The organism is Bradyrhizobium valentinum (assembly GCF_001440405.1).
In the GTDB taxonomy this organism is placed as follows: Bacteria; Pseudomonadota; Alphaproteobacteria; order Rhizobiales; family Xanthobacteraceae; genus Bradyrhizobium; species Bradyrhizobium valentinum.
This window is the reverse complement of sequence record NZ_LLXX01000161.1, coordinates 25,577-42,403: the sequence shown is the minus strand read 5'-3', so window position 1 is coordinate 42,403 and position 16,827 is coordinate 25,577. Positions and strand designations below refer to the sequence as shown.

Here is a 16,827-nt window from a genome sequence, read left to right as displayed (position 1 = left end):
AAAGAGGAAAATTCTTGCGATGTATCACTTCACCGCACTCGTCACCTTGCTGGCGATCCTGGTCTATTTCTACTCGTCCATTCTGGTGTCGCGGGCACGCGGCAAGTTCGGCGTCAAGCTGCCGGCGATTTCGGGCAATCCGGATTTCGAGCGCGTGTTTCGCGCGCAGATGAACACGCTGGAATGGCTGCCGATCTTCCTGCCGTCGCTGTGGCTGTTCGCGATCTATGTCAGCGACGGCATCGCGGCCGCGATCGGGCTGGTCTGGGTGATCGGCCGCATTCTCTATATCCTCGGCTATGCCAAGGCGGTCGCAAAGCGCAGCCTGGGTTTTGCCATCCAGGCGCTGGCGACGATTGCGTTGTGGGTGGGGGCGTTCGGCGCGATCGTGTGGCGGCTGGTGCAGGCGTAACCGGAACGACGCGAACTCTATCCCCACGTCGTCCCTGCGAACGCAGGGACCCATACGCCGCGGCTGATCGATGAAGCAGAATATCAGACGCTCGTTCTAACAACGAGCGCCTGTGGTTATGGGTCCCTGCGTTCGCAGGGACGACCGTGTGAGGGAGGGGAGAGCCCATCAGCTTGTCGCCCCTGCGAACGCAGGGGCCCATACGCCGCGGCCGGCGGAATGGGCAGAAGGGAAGACGGCTTTGCCTCAGCAATCTACAGCGGTCATTGGCTAACGCAGGACCTCAGTCACCGCGCGTCATCGATAGATCACGCGGTATGGGTCCCTGCGTTCGCAGGGACGACGGAGACCTACTTCACCAACGGACAGCCCGAATCCTTCGCCGCCGGGAACGCCTTGTCGCCGGGCACGACGGCGAGCTGCTTGTAGTAATCCCACGGCTTCTTCGATTCCGCGGGCTTCTTGACCTCGAACAGATAGAGGTCGTGCACCATGCGGCCGTTCTCCAGCACCTTGCCGCCTTGCGCGAAGTCGTCGTCGACCGGAAGCTCCTTCAGCTTCTTCGCCACCGCCTCAGTATCCTTGGTGCCGGCCGCCTTGACCGCTTTCAGATATTGCAGCGTCGCCGAATAGGTGCCGGCCTGAATCATGTTGGGCATGCGGCCGGTACGCTTGAAGAAGCGTTCGGCTAGGTTGCGGCTCTTGGCGTCGCGGTCCCAGTAATAGCCTTCCGTCAGCACCAGGCCCTGGGCAGCATCCAGGCCGAGGCCATGCACTTCGGCCAGTGTCAGCAGCAGGCCGGCGAGCTTCTGGCCGCTCTTGACGATGCCGAATTCAGCCGCCTGCTTGATCGAGTTGGTGGTGTCGAGACCGGCATTGGCGAGACCGATGATCTTGGCTTTCGAACTTTGCGCCTGCAGCAGGAAGGACGAAAAGTCCGACGAGTTCAGGGGAATGCGGACCGCACCCAGCACCTTGCCGCCCTTGGCCTTGACGAAATCGCCGGTGTCCTTTTCCAGCGCATGGCCGAAGGCGTAGTCGGCGGTCATGAAAAACCAGCTATCGCCGCCGGATTCCACCAGTGCGCCGCCGGTCCCGTAGGCGAGCGCATGGGTATCGTAGGCCCAGTGAAATCCGTAGGGCTGACAGGCGTCGCCGGTGAGGCGCGAGGTTGCGGCGCCCACGACGATATCGATCTTCTTCATCTGCCTGGAGAGGTCGTGGATCGCGAGCGCGACGGAAGACGTCGTCAGCTCCGTGATCATGTCGACGCCTTCGACCTCATACCAACGCCGCGCAATGGCGGTGCCGAGATCCGGCTTGTTCTGGTGATCGGCGGAAACGACGTCGATCTTGTGGCCCAGCACTTCGCCGCCGAAATCCTCGACCGCCATCTTGGCCGCCTCGAATGACCACTTGCCGCCGTAATCGGCATAGACCCCGGATTGATCGTTCAAAATGCCGATCTTGACGCCCTGCGCCGTCGCCGGCCCTGCGAGCAAAAGGCCACCCACTGCAACGGCGGCTAACAATCCCAACTTCATTCTTTTCTCCTGGAATTTTTTTGTCAGTGGAACCTGGCAACACTATTCAATAACCCCGCACCTGCCCATCCATTTCGGATCAGCCAAAAGTATTGGGGAACTCTTGAAGGCGAGGCGCGCCAACGCCTCATCCGTCATTCCGGGACGCGACGAAGTGCGAGCTTTGATGTGCAATTGCACATCAAAGTTCGCGCTTCGCGCGCCCCGGAATGACGATCGTGGTGAATGGAACGCACTCACGCCGCGACCGGCTTCTTGCCCTTCCCGTCCGCCAGATTCCGCACGATGACATAGAAGATCGGCGTGAAGATCAGGCCGAACAGCGTCACCCCAAGCATGCCGAAGAACACGGCTACTCCCACCGCTTGCCGCATCTCCGATCCCGAGCCCGTCGAGATCACCAGCGGCAACACGCCGAGGATGAAGGCGAACGACGTCATCAGGATCGGTCGCAGCCGCAGTCGGCAGGCCTCGATCACGGCTTCCAGCCGCGCCTTTCCTTCGAGTTCGATATCGCGCGCAAACTCGACGATCAGAATGGCGTTCTTGGCCGCGAGTCCCACCAGCACCACGAACCCGATCTGGGTCAGGATGTTGACGTCCTGTCCCATGATTCGCACGCCGACCGTCGCGGCCAGCAGGCACATCGGCACGATCAGGATGACCGCGAACGGCAGGCTCCACGAGCCGTATTGTGCTGCCAGCACGAGATATACGAACAGCACGCAGATCGGAAAGACGTAGAGGCCGGTGTTGCCGCCGGTGACCTGCTGATAGGACAGGTCGGTCCATTCATACGAGAACCCGCTCGGCAGCGTCTCCTCTGCCAAACGCTTGACAGTGGCGATGCCCGCTGCGGAACTCGTGCCTGGCAGCGTCTCGCCCTGCAGCTCGGACGCGGGGTAGAGATTGTAGCGCGCGACGCGATCCGGGCCCGAGATGTCGCTGAAATTCACCACGCTGCCGAGCATCACCATGTCGCCGGCGGCGTTGCGGGTGCGCAGGCGTGAGAGATCGGATGTCTCCTTCCGGAACGGCAGGTCAGCCTGCGCCGTGACGCGGTAGGTGCGGCCGAACAGGTTGAAGTCGTTGACATAGGACGAGCCGAAATAGGTCTGGATCGTATCGTTGATGTTCGCAATCGGCACGCCAAGCTTCTGCGCCTTGACGCGATCGATATCGACGAACAATTGCGGCGTGTTGGCGGCAAACGGCGAGAACACCTGGGTCAGGCCCGGCGCCTTGCTCGCCGCACCGACCAGTTCACCCGTCGCCGCGGCAAGCATCTCGGAGCCGCGGCCCTGGCGGTCCTGAATCCGCATGGTGAAGCCGCCGCCGGTGCCGATGCCGGGCACCGCGGGCGGCGGGATGACGATGATGAAGGCGCCCTGGATGCTCGCCAGCCGGTTGCGCAGATCGTTTGCAATCGAGGTCGACGTGAGCCCCTTCTTCACCCGCGCTTCCGGCTCATCGAATACCGGAAACAGTGCCGCGGCATTGCTTGCCTGCGTCCGGGTCGCGCCCGAGAAGCCGGCGAACGCCGGCACACGAACGACGCCCGGCGTTTCAAGCGCGATCTTTTCGATCTCCCGGACTACCTCGGTCGTGCGCGCCAGTGAGGCGGCACCCGGCAATTGCACGGAAACGATGACGTAACCGCGATCCTGTGCCGGGATAAAGCCCTGCGGCGTCGTCATCAATAGCCATCCGGCGGCGCCGATCAGCCCGACGTAGATCAACAGCATGACAACCGCATGCCGGATCACGAAATCGGCGGCGCTGGCATAGCCATGCGCCAGCCGGTCGAAGCCGCGATTGAACACGCCGGTAAAGGCGTCCCAGCCGCGTGCGATGAAATTCCAGCGCGCCGGCGGCCGCTTGTCTGCATGCGGCTGCAGAATCTGCGAGGCCAGCGCCGGCGAGAGCGTTAGCGAACAGAAGCAGGAAATCGCGGTCGCGACCGCAATGGTGACGGCAAACTGCTGGAAGAACTGCCCGGAGATGCCGCCTAGGAACGCGGTCGGAACGAACACCGCACACAGCACCAGCGCAATCGACACCAATGCGCTGCCGACCTCCTCCATGGTGCGAAGCGCGGCGTCGCGCCGGCTCATGCCGTGCTCGAGATGGCGCTCGACGTTTTCGACCACCACGATCGCGTCGTCGACCACGATGCCGACCGCGAGCACTAGACCGAACAGAGTGAGATTGTTGATCGAAAATCCGAGCGCCGCCATCACCGCAAAAGTGCCGACCAGCGACACCGGGATTGCGATGATCGGAATAATAGCGGGCCGCCAGCCTTGCAGGAACACCAGCACCACGATCACGACCAGCGCCATCGCCTCGTAGATCGTCTTGATCAGCTCGCTGACGGATTGCGCGATGAACTCGGTCGGATTGTAGCCGATATTGTAGTCGAGCCCCTTGGGAAAGCTCGTCTTCAATTGCTCCATGGTGTTCGAAATGCTCTTGGCGGTCGCCAGCGCGTTCGAGCCCGGCCGCTGGGTCACCAGCATGGCGACGGCGGATTTGCGCAGCAGGAAGCTGTTGGTCGCATAGGCCAGCGCGCCTAACTCGATCCGCGCGACATCGCGCAGCTTGACGGTGCGCCCGTCGGCGCCGGCCTTGACCACGATCTCCTCGAACTGTTTCGGGTCCTTCAGGCGGCCGGTAAAGGTGAGATTAGGCGAGAAGGCGCGGTCGGCAATCGGCGGCTCCGCAATCTGGCCGCCGGCGATCTGTACGTTTTGCGAGCGGATCGCCGCCACCACCTCGCCCGCGGTCAAACCCAGCGTGGAGATCTTGTCGGGATCGAGCCACAGCCGCATCGAATAGTCACGCGCGCCGAAAATCTGGATATCGCCGACGCCATCGAGCCGGAGCAACTGGTCGCGGACCTGCAGCAGCGCGTAGTTTGAGATGTAGAGCTGGTCGAACGTGTCGTCCGGCGACAGCATGAACACGACCATCAATATGTCGGGGCTGTTCTTGCGGGTGACGACGCCGTTGCGCTGCACCTCTTCGGGCAGCCGCGGCTGCGCGATGGCGACACGGTTCTGCACCAGCACCTGCGCCTTGTCGAGATCGGTGCCGAGCTTGAAGGTCACCGTGATCGTCAACTGCCCGTTCGAGGTCGCCTGACTGTAGAGATACAGCATGTCCTCGACGCCGTTGATCTCCTGCTCGATCGGAGCCGCAACCGTATCGGAGACGGTTTGCGCCGAGGCACCGGGATATTGCGTGGTGACCGTCACCGTCGGCGGCACCACTTGCGGATATTCCGAGACCGGCAGCGTGGTGTAGGCGATCGCGCCGACAATCAGCAGCACGATTGACAGCACCATCGCCAGGATGGGCTGGTTGATGGAGAGCCGGCCGAGATTCATGTCTTGGCACCGGCCGGCTTGATCTCGCCCGTCTGCGGGGTGACTTTCGCACCCACGCGCGCTCGCTGCAGGCCGTCAATAATCACCCGGTCTTCGGGCTTAAGCCCCTCGCGGATCACGCGCAGTCCCTCGTCGAGCGGCCCAAGCGTCACCGGCTTCGCCTCGACCGTATTGTCGTCCTTGACGACGAAAACGATCTTGCGCGACTGGTCGGTTGCGACAGCCGTGTCCGGCAGCAGCAGCGCCTCATACGGTGCGCTGCCGATGATCCGCACCCGGCCGAACTGCCCGGGAAGGATCGAGAGATCCTTGTTCGGGATGACGGCGCGGCTGCGCAGCGTCCCGGTCGAGACATCCAGGCGGTTGTCGAGGAAATCCATTTTGCCCTCATGCGAGGGCTTGGTCTCGCCGGTCAGCGTCACCTGCACCGGGTTCGGCGTGTCGCGCGAGCTCGGGCGCTTGCCTTCGAACCAGAGCCGGCTGTTGCGCTGGTAGGTCGCCTCGTCGACGTCGAAATAGATGAAGATCGGATCGAGCGAGACGATCGAGGTGAGCAGCGTCGCGCCGCCCTCGCTGCCCTGCACGAGATTGCCCGGCGTGACGAGATGGCGGCTGACGCGGCCGGTGATCGGCGCCATCACATGGGTGAACTCGATATTGAGCTTGGCGGCCTTGAGCGCGCCTTCAGCCTGCATTTCCGCCGCGCGCGCCGCCTGCAAGGTCTGGCGACGCTGGTCGACGATGGAATCGGACACGGCCTGGGTCTGATTCAGCGTCAGCGCGCGGTCGAGTTCGCGCCTGGCGAGTTCTGCCCTCGCGCGGGCGTCCGACAACTGGCCGTCGGCCTGCTCGGCGACCGCCTCGAACGGACGGGCATCGATCACATAAAGCAGGTCGCCGGAGCGCACGATGGCGCCGTCGCGGAATTCGACGCTCTTCACGAAACCGCCGACCCGGGCGCGAACCTGCACTTCCTGAACTGCCTCGAACCGCCCGGTGAACTCATCCCAATCCGTGACGGTGCGCTTCACCGGCTGCGCGACTGTGACGGGCGGCGCTGCGGGAGCCGCCTGCTGCGGCGGCTTGTTATCGCACGCCGACAGCGCCAGCGCGAGCAGCGGAGCCAACCATTTGAGGCTACGAGGTGAGCGAATGTCGACCCCCACCGGCAAAGCCGGACGTTTCAATTGCTCAGTTGCAGTCAAACCCCATCTCCCCTCTCGACATCCCTGCTGGATGAAAGCCGCCGTGGAACGTATGGCGGAGGCCACAGATGTGATCGGTTCCCAGTCTCGTCAAGAAGTCGCGGTTATCAAGCACAATCGTTATGCATCCGCATAGCCAACGCGCTGCACCACGGAAACCTGGCGTTTTCCGCAGTGCGACGAGAACGGAACATTGCAACGAACGCTCAGCTAATCGCCGGCTGATGACGAAAACGTGACATGGCAGGCAGGGGGTGGCTGCGACGGCGGTGCGTGTGGCTTACCCCTCTCCCCAGCCCTCCCCCGCAAGGGGGGAGGGAGCCGACCGCCCGGGCGTCAAGACTATTCGCTCGCAACGACGATAGACGGCTACACGCACTGTCTCGCGTCGTCGTCATCGTCGGCGCGAGCGTTGTAGGCTGGACGACGACAGCTCTTCGCGGCCTTCCCCCAACACCATGTTCATGCATGACGCGCCGGATTTCCTCCGCTAACCTTGGCGCCAAGGCTTGTAACAAGGGCCAAAAAATGTCCGGGGAGGACAGCCGTGAATAAAGGTCGTGTCGTATTCGGCGCGATGGATGAGGTCGTGTTCGGACGGCCGGCATCCGAGGCGATCGTCGAGCAGTTGAACCGGCTCGGCACGAGACGCGCCTTTCTGATGGTCAGCGGCATGCTCAGCCGCGAAACCGATGTCATCGAAAACATCCGCCGCGATGGCAACGCCCTGGGTGCTGCGCGATCCGCGCAAGATCGAAGCACCGGCGCAAGTGCGCGAGATTCCAGACATGGCTGCATGAGGAGATCGAAACCAACATGTACACCGGCACGCATGCACATCTTCGTCCGCTTCAGCCTGCGTTCATCATGGCGTCCTCAGGCGAAGCCGTCACCTATCGCGAGCTGGACGCCCGCAGCAACCGGTTGGCGCACCTGTTTCGGAGCCGCGGCCTCAAGCGGCTCGACCACTATTCGATCTTCATGGAGAACAACAGCCGCTACCTCGAAGCTTGTGGTGCCGGTGAGCGGAGCGGGCTGTACTATACCTGCGTTAACTCCTACCTGACGGCTGGCGAGCTCGCCTACATCCTCACCAACAGCCAGTCACGCCTTCTCATCACCTCGAAAGCGAAACTCGACGTCGCCCGTGAGGCGCTGAAGGAATGCCCGAAAGTCGAGATTTGCATCGTCGCCGACGGCGAAGGCGAGAGTGATCGCATAGTCGGGCTGCAACAGGCGACCTCCAGCCTGCCAAAGACCCCGATCGCCGACGAGAGCGTGGGCACCGCGATGCTCTATTCGTCCGGCACCACCGGGCGGCCCAAAGGCATCCTGCGCCCGCTGCCGGAACAGCCGCCGGTACAGAACTTGCCGATCTTCGATTTCCTGCACAAGCTATGGCACTACCGCGAAGGCATGATCTACCTCTCGCCTGCCCCGCTCTATCATTCGGCGCCGCAGGCTGCCGTGAACCTGACGATCCGCGCCGGCGGCACCGTCATCATCATGGAAAGTTTTGATCCGGAAAAATATCTGGAACTGGTTCCGAAATGGGGCGTCACGCACACCCAGCTCGTGCCGACGATGTTTTCGCGCATGCTGAAACTGCCGGAGGATGTGCGCAAGCGCTACGATCTTTCGACGCTCGAGATCGCGATCCACGCTGCCGCGCCTTGTCCGGCCGCCGTGAAGGACGACATCATCAAATGGTGGGGGCCCATCATCCATGAATATTACGGCGCCACCGAAGGGCTCGGCTTCACCGCCTGCAACAGCGAGGAATGGCTCGCGCATCGCGGCACGGTCGGCAAGGTCCTGCTCGGTGACCTGCACATTCTCGACGAGAATATGCAGCCCTGCCCGGTCGGCACGGCGGGCACGGTGTGGTTTAAGACGGCCACGCCGTTCGAATATTTCAATGACCCCGCCAAAACCCAGGAGGCCCGTTCGGCCGACGGCAGCATGAGCACGGTCGGCGACGTCGGCTATGTCGACGATGACGGCTATCTCTATCTGACCGATCGCGCGACTTTCATGATCATCTCCGGCGGCGTGAACATCTATCCGCAGGAATGCGAGAACCTGCTGATCACCCATCCCAAGATCGCGGACGCGGCAGTATTCGGCGTGCCCAATCCCGATCTCGGCGAGGAAGTAAAGGCGGTGGTGCAGCCGATGCCGGGCGTTTCGCCGGGGCAAGAGCTGGCCGACGAACTGATCGCCTTCTGCACCCAATCGCTGTCGCGCCAGAAAGTGCCGCGCTCGATCGATTTCGAGGCGGAATTGCCGCGGCTTCCGACCGGCAAGCTCTACAAGCGCCTGCTGCGCGATCGCTATTGGGGCAACAAGACCTCGCGGATTGTGTGAGTGCCATCAGCGTCGACGCATCACTCTCCGGCAAACCATTTGCAGCGAGTTGCAGTGCAACAGGCGCGCTGCAATGAACGAGTTCCGTCACGCGGATTTCGATTAGTCCAAATTGCCGCTTCTCATACCGGCTTGCCCGGTTGCCCCAATGCGCGGTCATGCTATCGTCGGCGGCAATCGGCCAGTCGAGACCGAGTAAAAATGTGGAGGGGACCATGGGGAGCGTACGGGCGCTTGCCGTCGCGGCGTTGTTGTTGCTGCCGGCTTACGACGTTGCATCGGCGGGCGAGCCGAAACAGGGCGGGATCCTCAGGGTCTATCATCGCGACAGCCCCGGCAGCGCCTCGATCCACGAGGGCGCGACCTTCTCGATCAACGTTCCCTTCATGCCGGTCTTCAATAACCTAGTCATGTACAAGCAGGACGTTCCGCAAAACAGCGTGGAGTCGATCGTCCCGGATCTGGCGGAGAGTTGGGGCTGGAGCGACGACGGCAAGAAGCTCACTTTCAAATTGAAGCAGGGCGTCAAGTGGCATGACGGCAAGCCATTCACGTCTGCCGACGTCAAATGCACGTTCGACATGCTGATGGGCAAGTCGCAGCAAAAATTCCGCCAGAATCCGCGAAAATCCTGGTACGACCAGGTGAACGAGGTGACTGTAAACGGCGATTTCGAGGCATCGTTCAGCCTGAAACGGCCACAGCCGGCGTTGTTGTCGCTACTCGCCTCCGGCTACACCCCGGTTTACCCCTGCCACGTCTCCCCGGCCGACATGCGTACCAAGCCGGTCGGCACCGGCCCGTTCAAATTCGTCGAGTTCAAGGCCAACGAATCGATCAAGCTCACCAAAAATCCCGACTACTTCAAGAAAGGCCTGCCGCACCTCGACGGCATCGAGTTCACCATCATCACCAACCGTTCGACGGCCATTCTCGGATTTGTCTCCGGGAAATTCGACATGACGTTCCCGACCGAAGTGTCGATCCCGCTCTTGAAGGAGGTCAAGTCGCAGGCACCGAACGCAGTGTGCGTGGTCGAGCCGGTCAACGTCTCGACCAACATCATCGTCAACTCGTCCGCCCCGCCGTTCGACAATATCGACATTCGGCGCGCGCTGGCACTGGTGCTCGACCGCAAGGCCTTCGTCTCGATCCTGTACGAGGGACAGGCCGATATCGGCGGCACCATGCTCCCCGCACCGGGCGGCTTGTGGGCGATGCCGAAGGAAATGCTGGAATCGATTCCGGGTTACGGTCCCGACGTCAACGCCAATCGGGAAGAGGCGCGCAAGCTGATGCAGAAGGCGGGCTATGGACCGGACAAGCGCCTCGCCGTCAAGGTCGCCACGCGCAACATCCCGATCTACCGCGATCCCGCCGTCATCCTGATCGACCAGATGAAGAGCATCTATGTCGACGGCGATCTCGACGTCGTCGATACCGCACAATGGTTCCCGAAGGTCGCCCGCAAGGATTACTCGCTCGGCCTGAACCTCACCGGCAATGCGGTCGACGATCCCGACCAGTCATTCTACGAAAACTATTCCTGCGGCTCGGAGCGCAACTATACCAACTACTGCAACAGGGAAATCGAGAAGCTGTTCGACGAGCAGTCGATGGAGAAGGATGTCGCCAAGCGCAAGAAGTTGGTCTGGGAGATCGACAAGAAGCTGCAGGAAGACGTGGCGCGGCCGATCATCTTGCACGCCCGCCAGGGCTCGTGCTGGCAGCCTTATGTCAAGGGCATCACCATCATGGTGAACAGCTCCTACAACGGCTACCGTTACGAAGACGTCTGGATGGACAAGTAACGTACGGCCGCGATAGTGTTTTCGAGCGAAGTGGATCCCGGTTCGCGTGAAGAAAACGCGTCAAAACAAAAACCGAGAGCTCGGTTCTGATTCATCAGAACCGAAGGGGCTCTAGCCGATGGGTCAGGGAGAGTAGCCGGGTGTTTGCTTATATCGTGCGACGCCTCGTCTTGATGCTCGTGACCCTGATCGGGATATCGATCATCATCTTCGTGTTGCTGCGGGTCGTCCCCGGCAACATCGTCGACATCCTGTTCGACGCCGCCGGCTTCGTCGATCCCACCGACAAGGCCAACCTGGAAAAGGAACTCGGCCTCAACCTGCCGATCTACCAGCAATATCTGAACTGGATCGGCGGGCTGCTGCACGGCGATCTCGGCTATTCCTACGTCTCGGAAAAGCCGGCGTTGCAGGAGATCCTGCCGCGCATTCCGATCACCGCCCGGCTGGCGGCGCTGGCGCTGTTGTTCTCGGCCTCGATCGGCATTCCCTTAGGCGTTCTCAGCGCAGTCCACCAAGGCTCGCGGCTGGATTACACCCTCCGTGTCGTCAGCCTGAGCGGCCTGTCGCTCCCTTCCTTCTGGCTGGGGCTGCTTATCCTGATGGCCTCGGTTTCGCTGTTCGGCCACATGCCGATCTACAATCCGAACCCGGCAACCTGGACGGAAGCGTTCGCGATCTATGCCGTGCCGGCGATGGCGGTCGGCTTTCGCAGCGCAGCGCTGACGATGCGCATCACGCGCTCTTCGATGCTGGAGATCCTGCGGCAGGATTACATCCGTACCGCGCGCGCCAAAGGCGCCTCCGAGGCATCGGTCAATTATCGTCACGCGCTGAAGAACGCCATTCTCCCGGTCATTACGGTGATCGGCATCGAAGCGGCCTTCCTGATCGGCGGGCTGATCGTCACCGAAACCGTGTTCAACATTCCCGGCGTTGCCCGCTTCCTGGTCGAGGCGCTGCGCTGGCGCGACTACCCGATCGTCCAGAACCTCGTGATGCTGATCGCCGTGGTCGTGGTGGTCGCAAACTTCACCGTCGACATGCTTTACGCCGCGATCGATCCGCGCATTCGCTATGGGGATTAGCCGCTTGACCACGATCAACTTCGATAGCGAGTTAAGACGAGCCGGCGCCCATTCGACGCATGGCTGGCGCCGCCTGCTGTTTCTGGCGCAGCGCTATCTGCTCGGCACGATCGGCCTCGTCATCATGGTGCTGTTCGTCTGGATGGCGATCTCCGCCGACCTGATCTGCCGCTACGATCCGCTCAGCGTCGATTCCGCGCAACGGCTGGCCGCACCGAGCGCGGCGCACTGGATGGGGACCGATTCATTCGGCCGCGACGTCTGGAGCCGGATCGTGCACGGCGCGCGCGTATCGCTCGCCGTCGGCATCGGCGCCACCGCGCTGGGATCTTCGATCGGCGTCATTGTCGGCCTCGCATCGGGCTATCTGTCCGGCTGGGTCGACCTCCTGTTCCAGCGCATCACCGACATTCTGCAGGCGCTGCCCTTGCTGGTGCTGGCGCTGGTGATGACGGCGGCGCTCGGCCCCTCGCTGCCGAACGTGATCATCGCCATCGCGATCCCGCTGATCCCGACGGTTGCCCGCGTCATCCGCGCCAATACGCTGGCGCTGCGCGAGCTGCCGTTCGTCGAAGCCGCCAAATCGATCGGCATGAGCGAGATCCGTATCGCGCTCCGCCACGTGCTGCCCAACACGCTGGCGCCCTTGATCGTGCTGGCGACCGCGCAGCTCGGCTCCACCATCCTCACCGAAGCCTCGCTGTCGTTTCTCGGCCTCGGCATTCCCGAACCCTATCCGTCCTGGGGACGCATGCTGTCGGAGTCGGCGGCGGAATATGTCCGCACCGCGCCGTGGCTGGTAATCTTCCCCGGCGTCGCCATCAGCCTTGCGGTGTTCGGCACCAATTTGTTCGGCGATGCGCTCCGTGACATCCTCGACCCGAGGCAGCGCGGCTGATGACGGAGACACGGACGGAAGACACGGTTCTCGATGTAAAGAACCTGCAGACGGTGTTCTTCACCAACTCCGGACTGTTCCGGGCGGTCGACGACGTGTCGTTCAGCGTCCGCCGCGGCGAGACGCTGGCGATCGTCGGCGAATCCGGCTGCGGCAAGAGCGTGACCGCGCTGTCGGTGATGCGGCTGGTGCCGGACCCGCCGGGCCGGGTGGTCGGCGGCTCGGTGACGCTGGAAGGGACCGATCTGCTCGGTCTCGACGAGGCCGAGATGCGCAACATCCGCGGCAACCGGATCTCGATGATTTTTCAGGAGCCGATGACCTCGCTCAATCCTGTGATGCGGATCGGCGACCAGATCACCGAAGTGCTCCGCCTGCACCGGGAAATGACGTCCAAGGAGACGTGGGCGAAGGCGGTCGAGATGCTGCGCCTCGTCCGCATCCCCGAGCCGGAACGCCGCGCGCAGGAGTATCCGCATCAGCTTTCCGGCGGGATGCGGCAGCGCGCGATGATCGCGATGGCACTGGCGTGCCGTCCGGCGCTGTTGATCGCCGACGAGCCGACCACCGCGCTCGACGTGACGATCCAGGCGCAGATCCTGGCGCTGATCGTCGACCTGCAGAAGACGCTCGGCACCGGCCTGATTCTGATTACCCATGATCTCGGCGTCGTGGCGCAGACCGCCCAGCGCGTCATCGTCATGTATGCCGGCAAGAAGGTCGAGGAAGCGACCGTCGAGGATCTATTCGAGAATCCGAGGCATCCCTATACGCGCGGATTGATGGCCTCGATGCCGGCGGTGATTTCGTTCGGCGCGAAGACCGATGCGCGGCTGACCGAAATCCCAGGCATGGTCCCGTCCCTGACGAACCTGCCGCCGGGCTGCGCCTTTGCGCCGCGCTGCAGCCTCGCCGTGGACCGCTGCCGCGCCGAATACCCGCCGCTGCAGGAAACAGGCGGCGATCACTTTGCGGCGTGCTGGCGCGCGACGGAAATGGTGGCCGCGCCATGACCGATCAACGTCCCCTGCTGGAGGTCACTGATCTCGTCAAGCACTACGCCGTGCGCGGCGGCATCCTGCGCCGCCGCGTCGGCACGGTGCATGCCGTTGACGGCGTCAGCTTCTCCGTTGGCAAGGGTGAGACGCTCGGGCTGGTCGGCGAATCCGGCTGCGGCAAATCGACAGTCGCGCGCAGCGTGCTGCGGCTGGTGGAGCCGTCCAGCGGCGCCATCAAGCTCAACGGCACCGACATCACCGGCCTCAGCAAGGCCGAGATGCGGCCACATCGGCGCTCGATGCAGATCGTGTTTCAGGATCCGTTCGCCTCGCTCAATCCGCGCATGACTGCGGGCGACATCGTCGGCGAACCGCTCGGCGTACATGGGCTAGCCAAAGGGCGCGCGCAACAGGAGCGGGTCGCCGAACTGTTCGCGCAGGTCGGATTGCGGGCCGACCAGATGAAGAATTATCCGCATCAATTTTCGGGCGGGCAGCGCCAGCGTATCTGCATTGCGCGCGCGCTATCGCTCGGGCCGAGCCTGATCGTCTGCGACGAGCCGGTGTCGGCACTCGACGTCTCGATCCAGGCGCAGGTGATCAACCTCTTGATCGACCTGCAGCGCAAGAACGATTTCTCGTACCTGTTCATCGCCCACGATCTCGCTGTGGTCGCCCATATCAGCCACCGCGTCGCCGTGATGTATCTCGGGCGCATTGTCGAGATCGCCGAAAAAAGCGAGTTGTTCGCCAACCCGCGCCATCCCTATACGCAGGCGCTGCTGGCCTCAGTCCCGATCGCCGATCCAAAAGCAAAACGCCTTGCGCCCATGGTCGACGGCGACGTCCCAAGTCCGATCAACCCGCCGTCCGGCTGCGCCTTCCACACCCGCTGCCGCTACGCGATGGACCGTTGCAAGCTGGAGCGGCCTGCGCTGGTGGAAGCCGGCGAAGGACATCAGGTGGCGTGCTGGCTGAATGACGGGACGGGACGGGCGGAGTGAGTCTATCGTCGTCCCTGCGAACGCAGGGACCCATAACCACTGATGGATGACGTTACATCAGGTGCAGCTCCAGCCTTCGCACAACACGAGCCTGTGGTTATGGGTCCCGGCTCGCGCTTCGCTTGGCCGGGACGACGGAATTACGCTGCCGCAATCTCCACCACGATCCTGCCTGTCGTCACCTGCTCGCCTTCCGCCACATCGATCGCCGACACCGTGCCGGCGACGCCTGCCGTATGCACGTGCTCCATCTTCATCGCTTCCAGCGTCATTACTGGCTGACCGGGCGCGACCTGCTCGCCCGGCTTGACCAGCACCGCCACCACCCGGCCGTTCATTGCCGCGCGCACCTTGCCGTCGCCGCCAGCCGTCGCGGCTGAAACCGGTGCTGCCAGCGTCAGGTCGCGGACGGCAATCGTGGCGCCGCGATGCAGGATATACAGCCGGTTGCCATCGCGCAGGAATTTTGCAGAAGCCATCACGCCGTCGGTGCGGAAGCGGATCGTCTCGCGGCCGAGCTCATCGATGCCGAAACGATGCTCGCCACTCTCGAGGCTCGCGACATACCCACCGTCGCGTTCACGCACGATATCCACTTCATGAACACCGTGATCGAGATCGATCCGCGTCGTCAGCGGAAACGTCGCCGCCAGACTGCGTCCACTGCGCCAGGGCGGCGCATGCGGATTGGTGACGTAAAGCAACAGCGCCGCCAGCGCAGCTTCCGCCTTGCCGTCCGCGCGGGGCGCTAGCAATTCGTCGCGATGATCGCCGATGAAGGAAGTGGTCGCCTCGCCCCTGGCGAATCCGGGATGGCGCAGGCAGGAGATCAGAAATCCTTGATTGGTGGTGACACCGAACGCAGCCACCTGCTCCAGTCCGCAGATCAACCGGCCCCGCGCCTCGTTGCGGTCGGCGCCATGGCTGATGATCTTGGCGATCATCGAATCGTAGAACGGCGGGATCTCGGAGCCGGATTGCAATGCGTGCTCGACGCGGACGCCGTCCGGCATCTGCCACAGCGTCATTCGGCCGGACTGCGGCATGAAGTCATGGCCGGCGTCCTCGGAGCACAGCCGCACTTCGATGGCGTGGCCGGAGAATTTGACGTCTTCCTGCTTGAGTCCAAGCGGCTCGCCCGCGGCGATGCGCAACTGCAGTTCGACCAGGTCGAGCCCGGTGATCGCCTCGGTGACGGGATGCTCGACCTGCAGCCGCGTATTCATTTCCATGAAATAGAACTCGCCGCCCTCGTCGAGCAAAAATTCCAGCGTGCCAGCGCCCTCATAGCCTATCGACTTGACCGCGGCGACCGCGACCGAGCCCATGCGCGCGCGCAATTCCGGCGTCACCTTGGGCGAAGGCGCTTCCTCGATCAGCTTCTGGTGCCGGCGCTGCACGGAGCAATCGCGCTCGCCGAGATGAATCGCGTTGCCGTAGCGATCGCCGAACACCTGGATCTCGATATGGCGAGGGTCGACGATGGCACGTTCCAGGATCACGGTTGGATCGCCGAACGCGCCCTGCGCTTCGGATCGCGCGCTACGCAGCGCATCCGGAAATGCCGCAGCGTCCTCGACCAGCCGCATCCCGCGCCCGCCGCCGCCCGCGACCGCCTTGATCATGACGGGGAAACCGATCTTTCTGGCTTCCGCCAACATCACGCCGTCGCTCTGATCCGTACCCTGATATCCGGGCACGATAGGTACGCCCGCCTTCTGCATGATGTCTTTGGCGCCGGCCTTGTTGCCCATCGCCCGGATCGCCTCTGGCGACGGACCGATGAAAACCAGCCCGGCATCGCGGCAGGCCTGTGCGAAATCCTCATTCTCGGCGAGGAACCCATAGCCCGGGTGCACCGCGCCAGCGCCGCTGGCTTTGGCGGCGCCGATGATCGCATCGATCCGCAAGTACGATTGCGCCGGCAGCGCCTCCCCGATCCGCACTGCAGAATCAGCCTCGCGGACATGCAGCGCGTCGCGGTCGGCGTCGGAATAGACGGCAACCACGCCATAGCCGAGCCGGCGTGCGGTACGCATGATGCGCAGCGCGATCTCGCCGCGGTTGGCGACGAGGATCTTGAAGAACGGTGTCCGCTTCATGGTTAGCCC

Annotated in this window: 11 protein-coding genes and 1 pseudogene; 8 read left to right on the top strand and 4 right to left on the bottom strand. The window is 63.0% G+C overall.

Annotated elements, in window-relative coordinates; translation table 11 throughout:
* The first annotated feature begins 19 nt into the window (after window positions 1–19).
* The gene (locus tag CP49_RS28425; protein ID WP_057853449.1) at window positions 20–412 is read left to right on the top strand and encodes an MAPEG family protein; all 393 of its coding nucleotides are present in this window, start codon (window positions 20–22) and stop codon (window positions 410–412) included.
* Window positions 413–762: 350 nt separating this feature from the next.
* Here the strand turns inward: CP49_RS28425 and CP49_RS28420 are convergent, their stop codons facing one another.
* From CP49_RS28420 to CP49_RS28410, 3 genes are all read right to left on the bottom strand, one after another.
* Window positions 763–1,956: an ABC transporter substrate-binding protein gene (locus CP49_RS28420; RefSeq protein WP_057853448.1), complete on the bottom strand. Its 1,194-nt coding sequence runs from the start codon at window positions 1,954–1,956 to the stop codon at window positions 763–765.
* Between the two features lie 236 nt (window positions 1,957–2,192).
* On the bottom strand, window positions 2,193–5,345 hold the full coding sequence (locus CP49_RS28415; RefSeq protein WP_057853447.1) for an efflux RND transporter permease subunit: 3,153 nt from the start codon (window positions 5,343–5,345) through the stop codon (window positions 2,193–2,195).
* Entirely contained in the window at window positions 5,342–6,517 is a 1,176-nt protein-coding gene (locus CP49_RS28410) for an efflux RND transporter periplasmic adaptor subunit (protein ID WP_245310919.1), read from the bottom strand. Before CP49_RS28410 ends, CP49_RS28415 begins: the two co-directional genes overlap by 4 nt.
* A gap of 580 nt (window positions 6,518–7,097) precedes the next feature.
* On the opposite strand from CP49_RS28410, the pseudogene CP49_RS47975 reads away from it, so the two are divergent.
* From CP49_RS47975 to CP49_RS28375, 7 genes and pseudogenes are all read left to right on the top strand, one after another.
* Window positions 7,098–7,286: pseudogene (locus CP49_RS47975) on the top strand (iron-containing alcohol dehydrogenase); the annotation flags it as partial.
* An 80-nt stretch (window positions 7,287–7,366) separates the two neighbouring features.
* Window positions 7,367–8,917, top strand: a complete 1,551-nt coding sequence (locus CP49_RS28400) for an AMP-binding protein (RefSeq protein WP_057853444.1) — start codon at window positions 7,367–7,369, stop codon at window positions 8,915–8,917.
* Window positions 8,918–9,132: 215 nt separating this feature from the next.
* Window positions 9,133–10,728 carry an ABC transporter substrate-binding protein gene (locus tag CP49_RS28395; protein ID WP_057853443.1) on the top strand — a complete coding sequence of 532 codons (1,596 nt, stop codon included), beginning with the start codon at window positions 9,133–9,135 and terminating at the stop codon, window positions 10,726–10,728.
* 140 nt (window positions 10,729–10,868) lie between these two features.
* Complete coding sequence (locus CP49_RS28390; protein WP_057853442.1) at window positions 10,869–11,816, top strand: ABC transporter permease; 948 nt, start codon at window positions 10,869–10,871, stop codon at window positions 11,814–11,816.
* Between the two features lie 4 nt (window positions 11,817–11,820).
* Entirely contained in the window at window positions 11,821–12,714 is an 894-nt protein-coding gene (locus tag CP49_RS28385) for an ABC transporter permease (RefSeq protein ID WP_197423264.1), read from the top strand.
* The gene (locus tag CP49_RS28380; RefSeq protein ID WP_057853440.1) at window positions 12,714–13,727 is read left to right on the top strand and encodes an ABC transporter ATP-binding protein; all 1,014 of its coding nucleotides are present in this window, start codon (window positions 12,714–12,716) and stop codon (window positions 13,725–13,727) included. Before CP49_RS28385 ends, CP49_RS28380 begins: the two co-directional genes overlap by 1 nt.
* Window positions 13,724–14,716 (top strand): ABC transporter ATP-binding protein, encoded by a 993-nt coding sequence (locus CP49_RS28375; RefSeq protein ID WP_057853539.1) that lies wholly within the window; start codon window positions 13,724–13,726, stop codon window positions 14,714–14,716. The genes CP49_RS28380 and CP49_RS28375 overlap by 4 nt, the downstream gene beginning before the upstream one ends.
* 140 nt (window positions 14,717–14,856) lie before the next feature.
* Here CP49_RS28375 and CP49_RS28370 read toward each other — a convergent pair whose 3' ends face one another.
* Window positions 14,857–16,818, bottom strand: a complete 1,962-nt coding sequence (locus CP49_RS28370) for an acetyl/propionyl/methylcrotonyl-CoA carboxylase subunit alpha (protein WP_245310914.1) — start codon at window positions 16,816–16,818, stop codon at window positions 14,857–14,859.
* Between the last annotated feature and the right edge of the window lie 9 nt (window positions 16,819–16,827).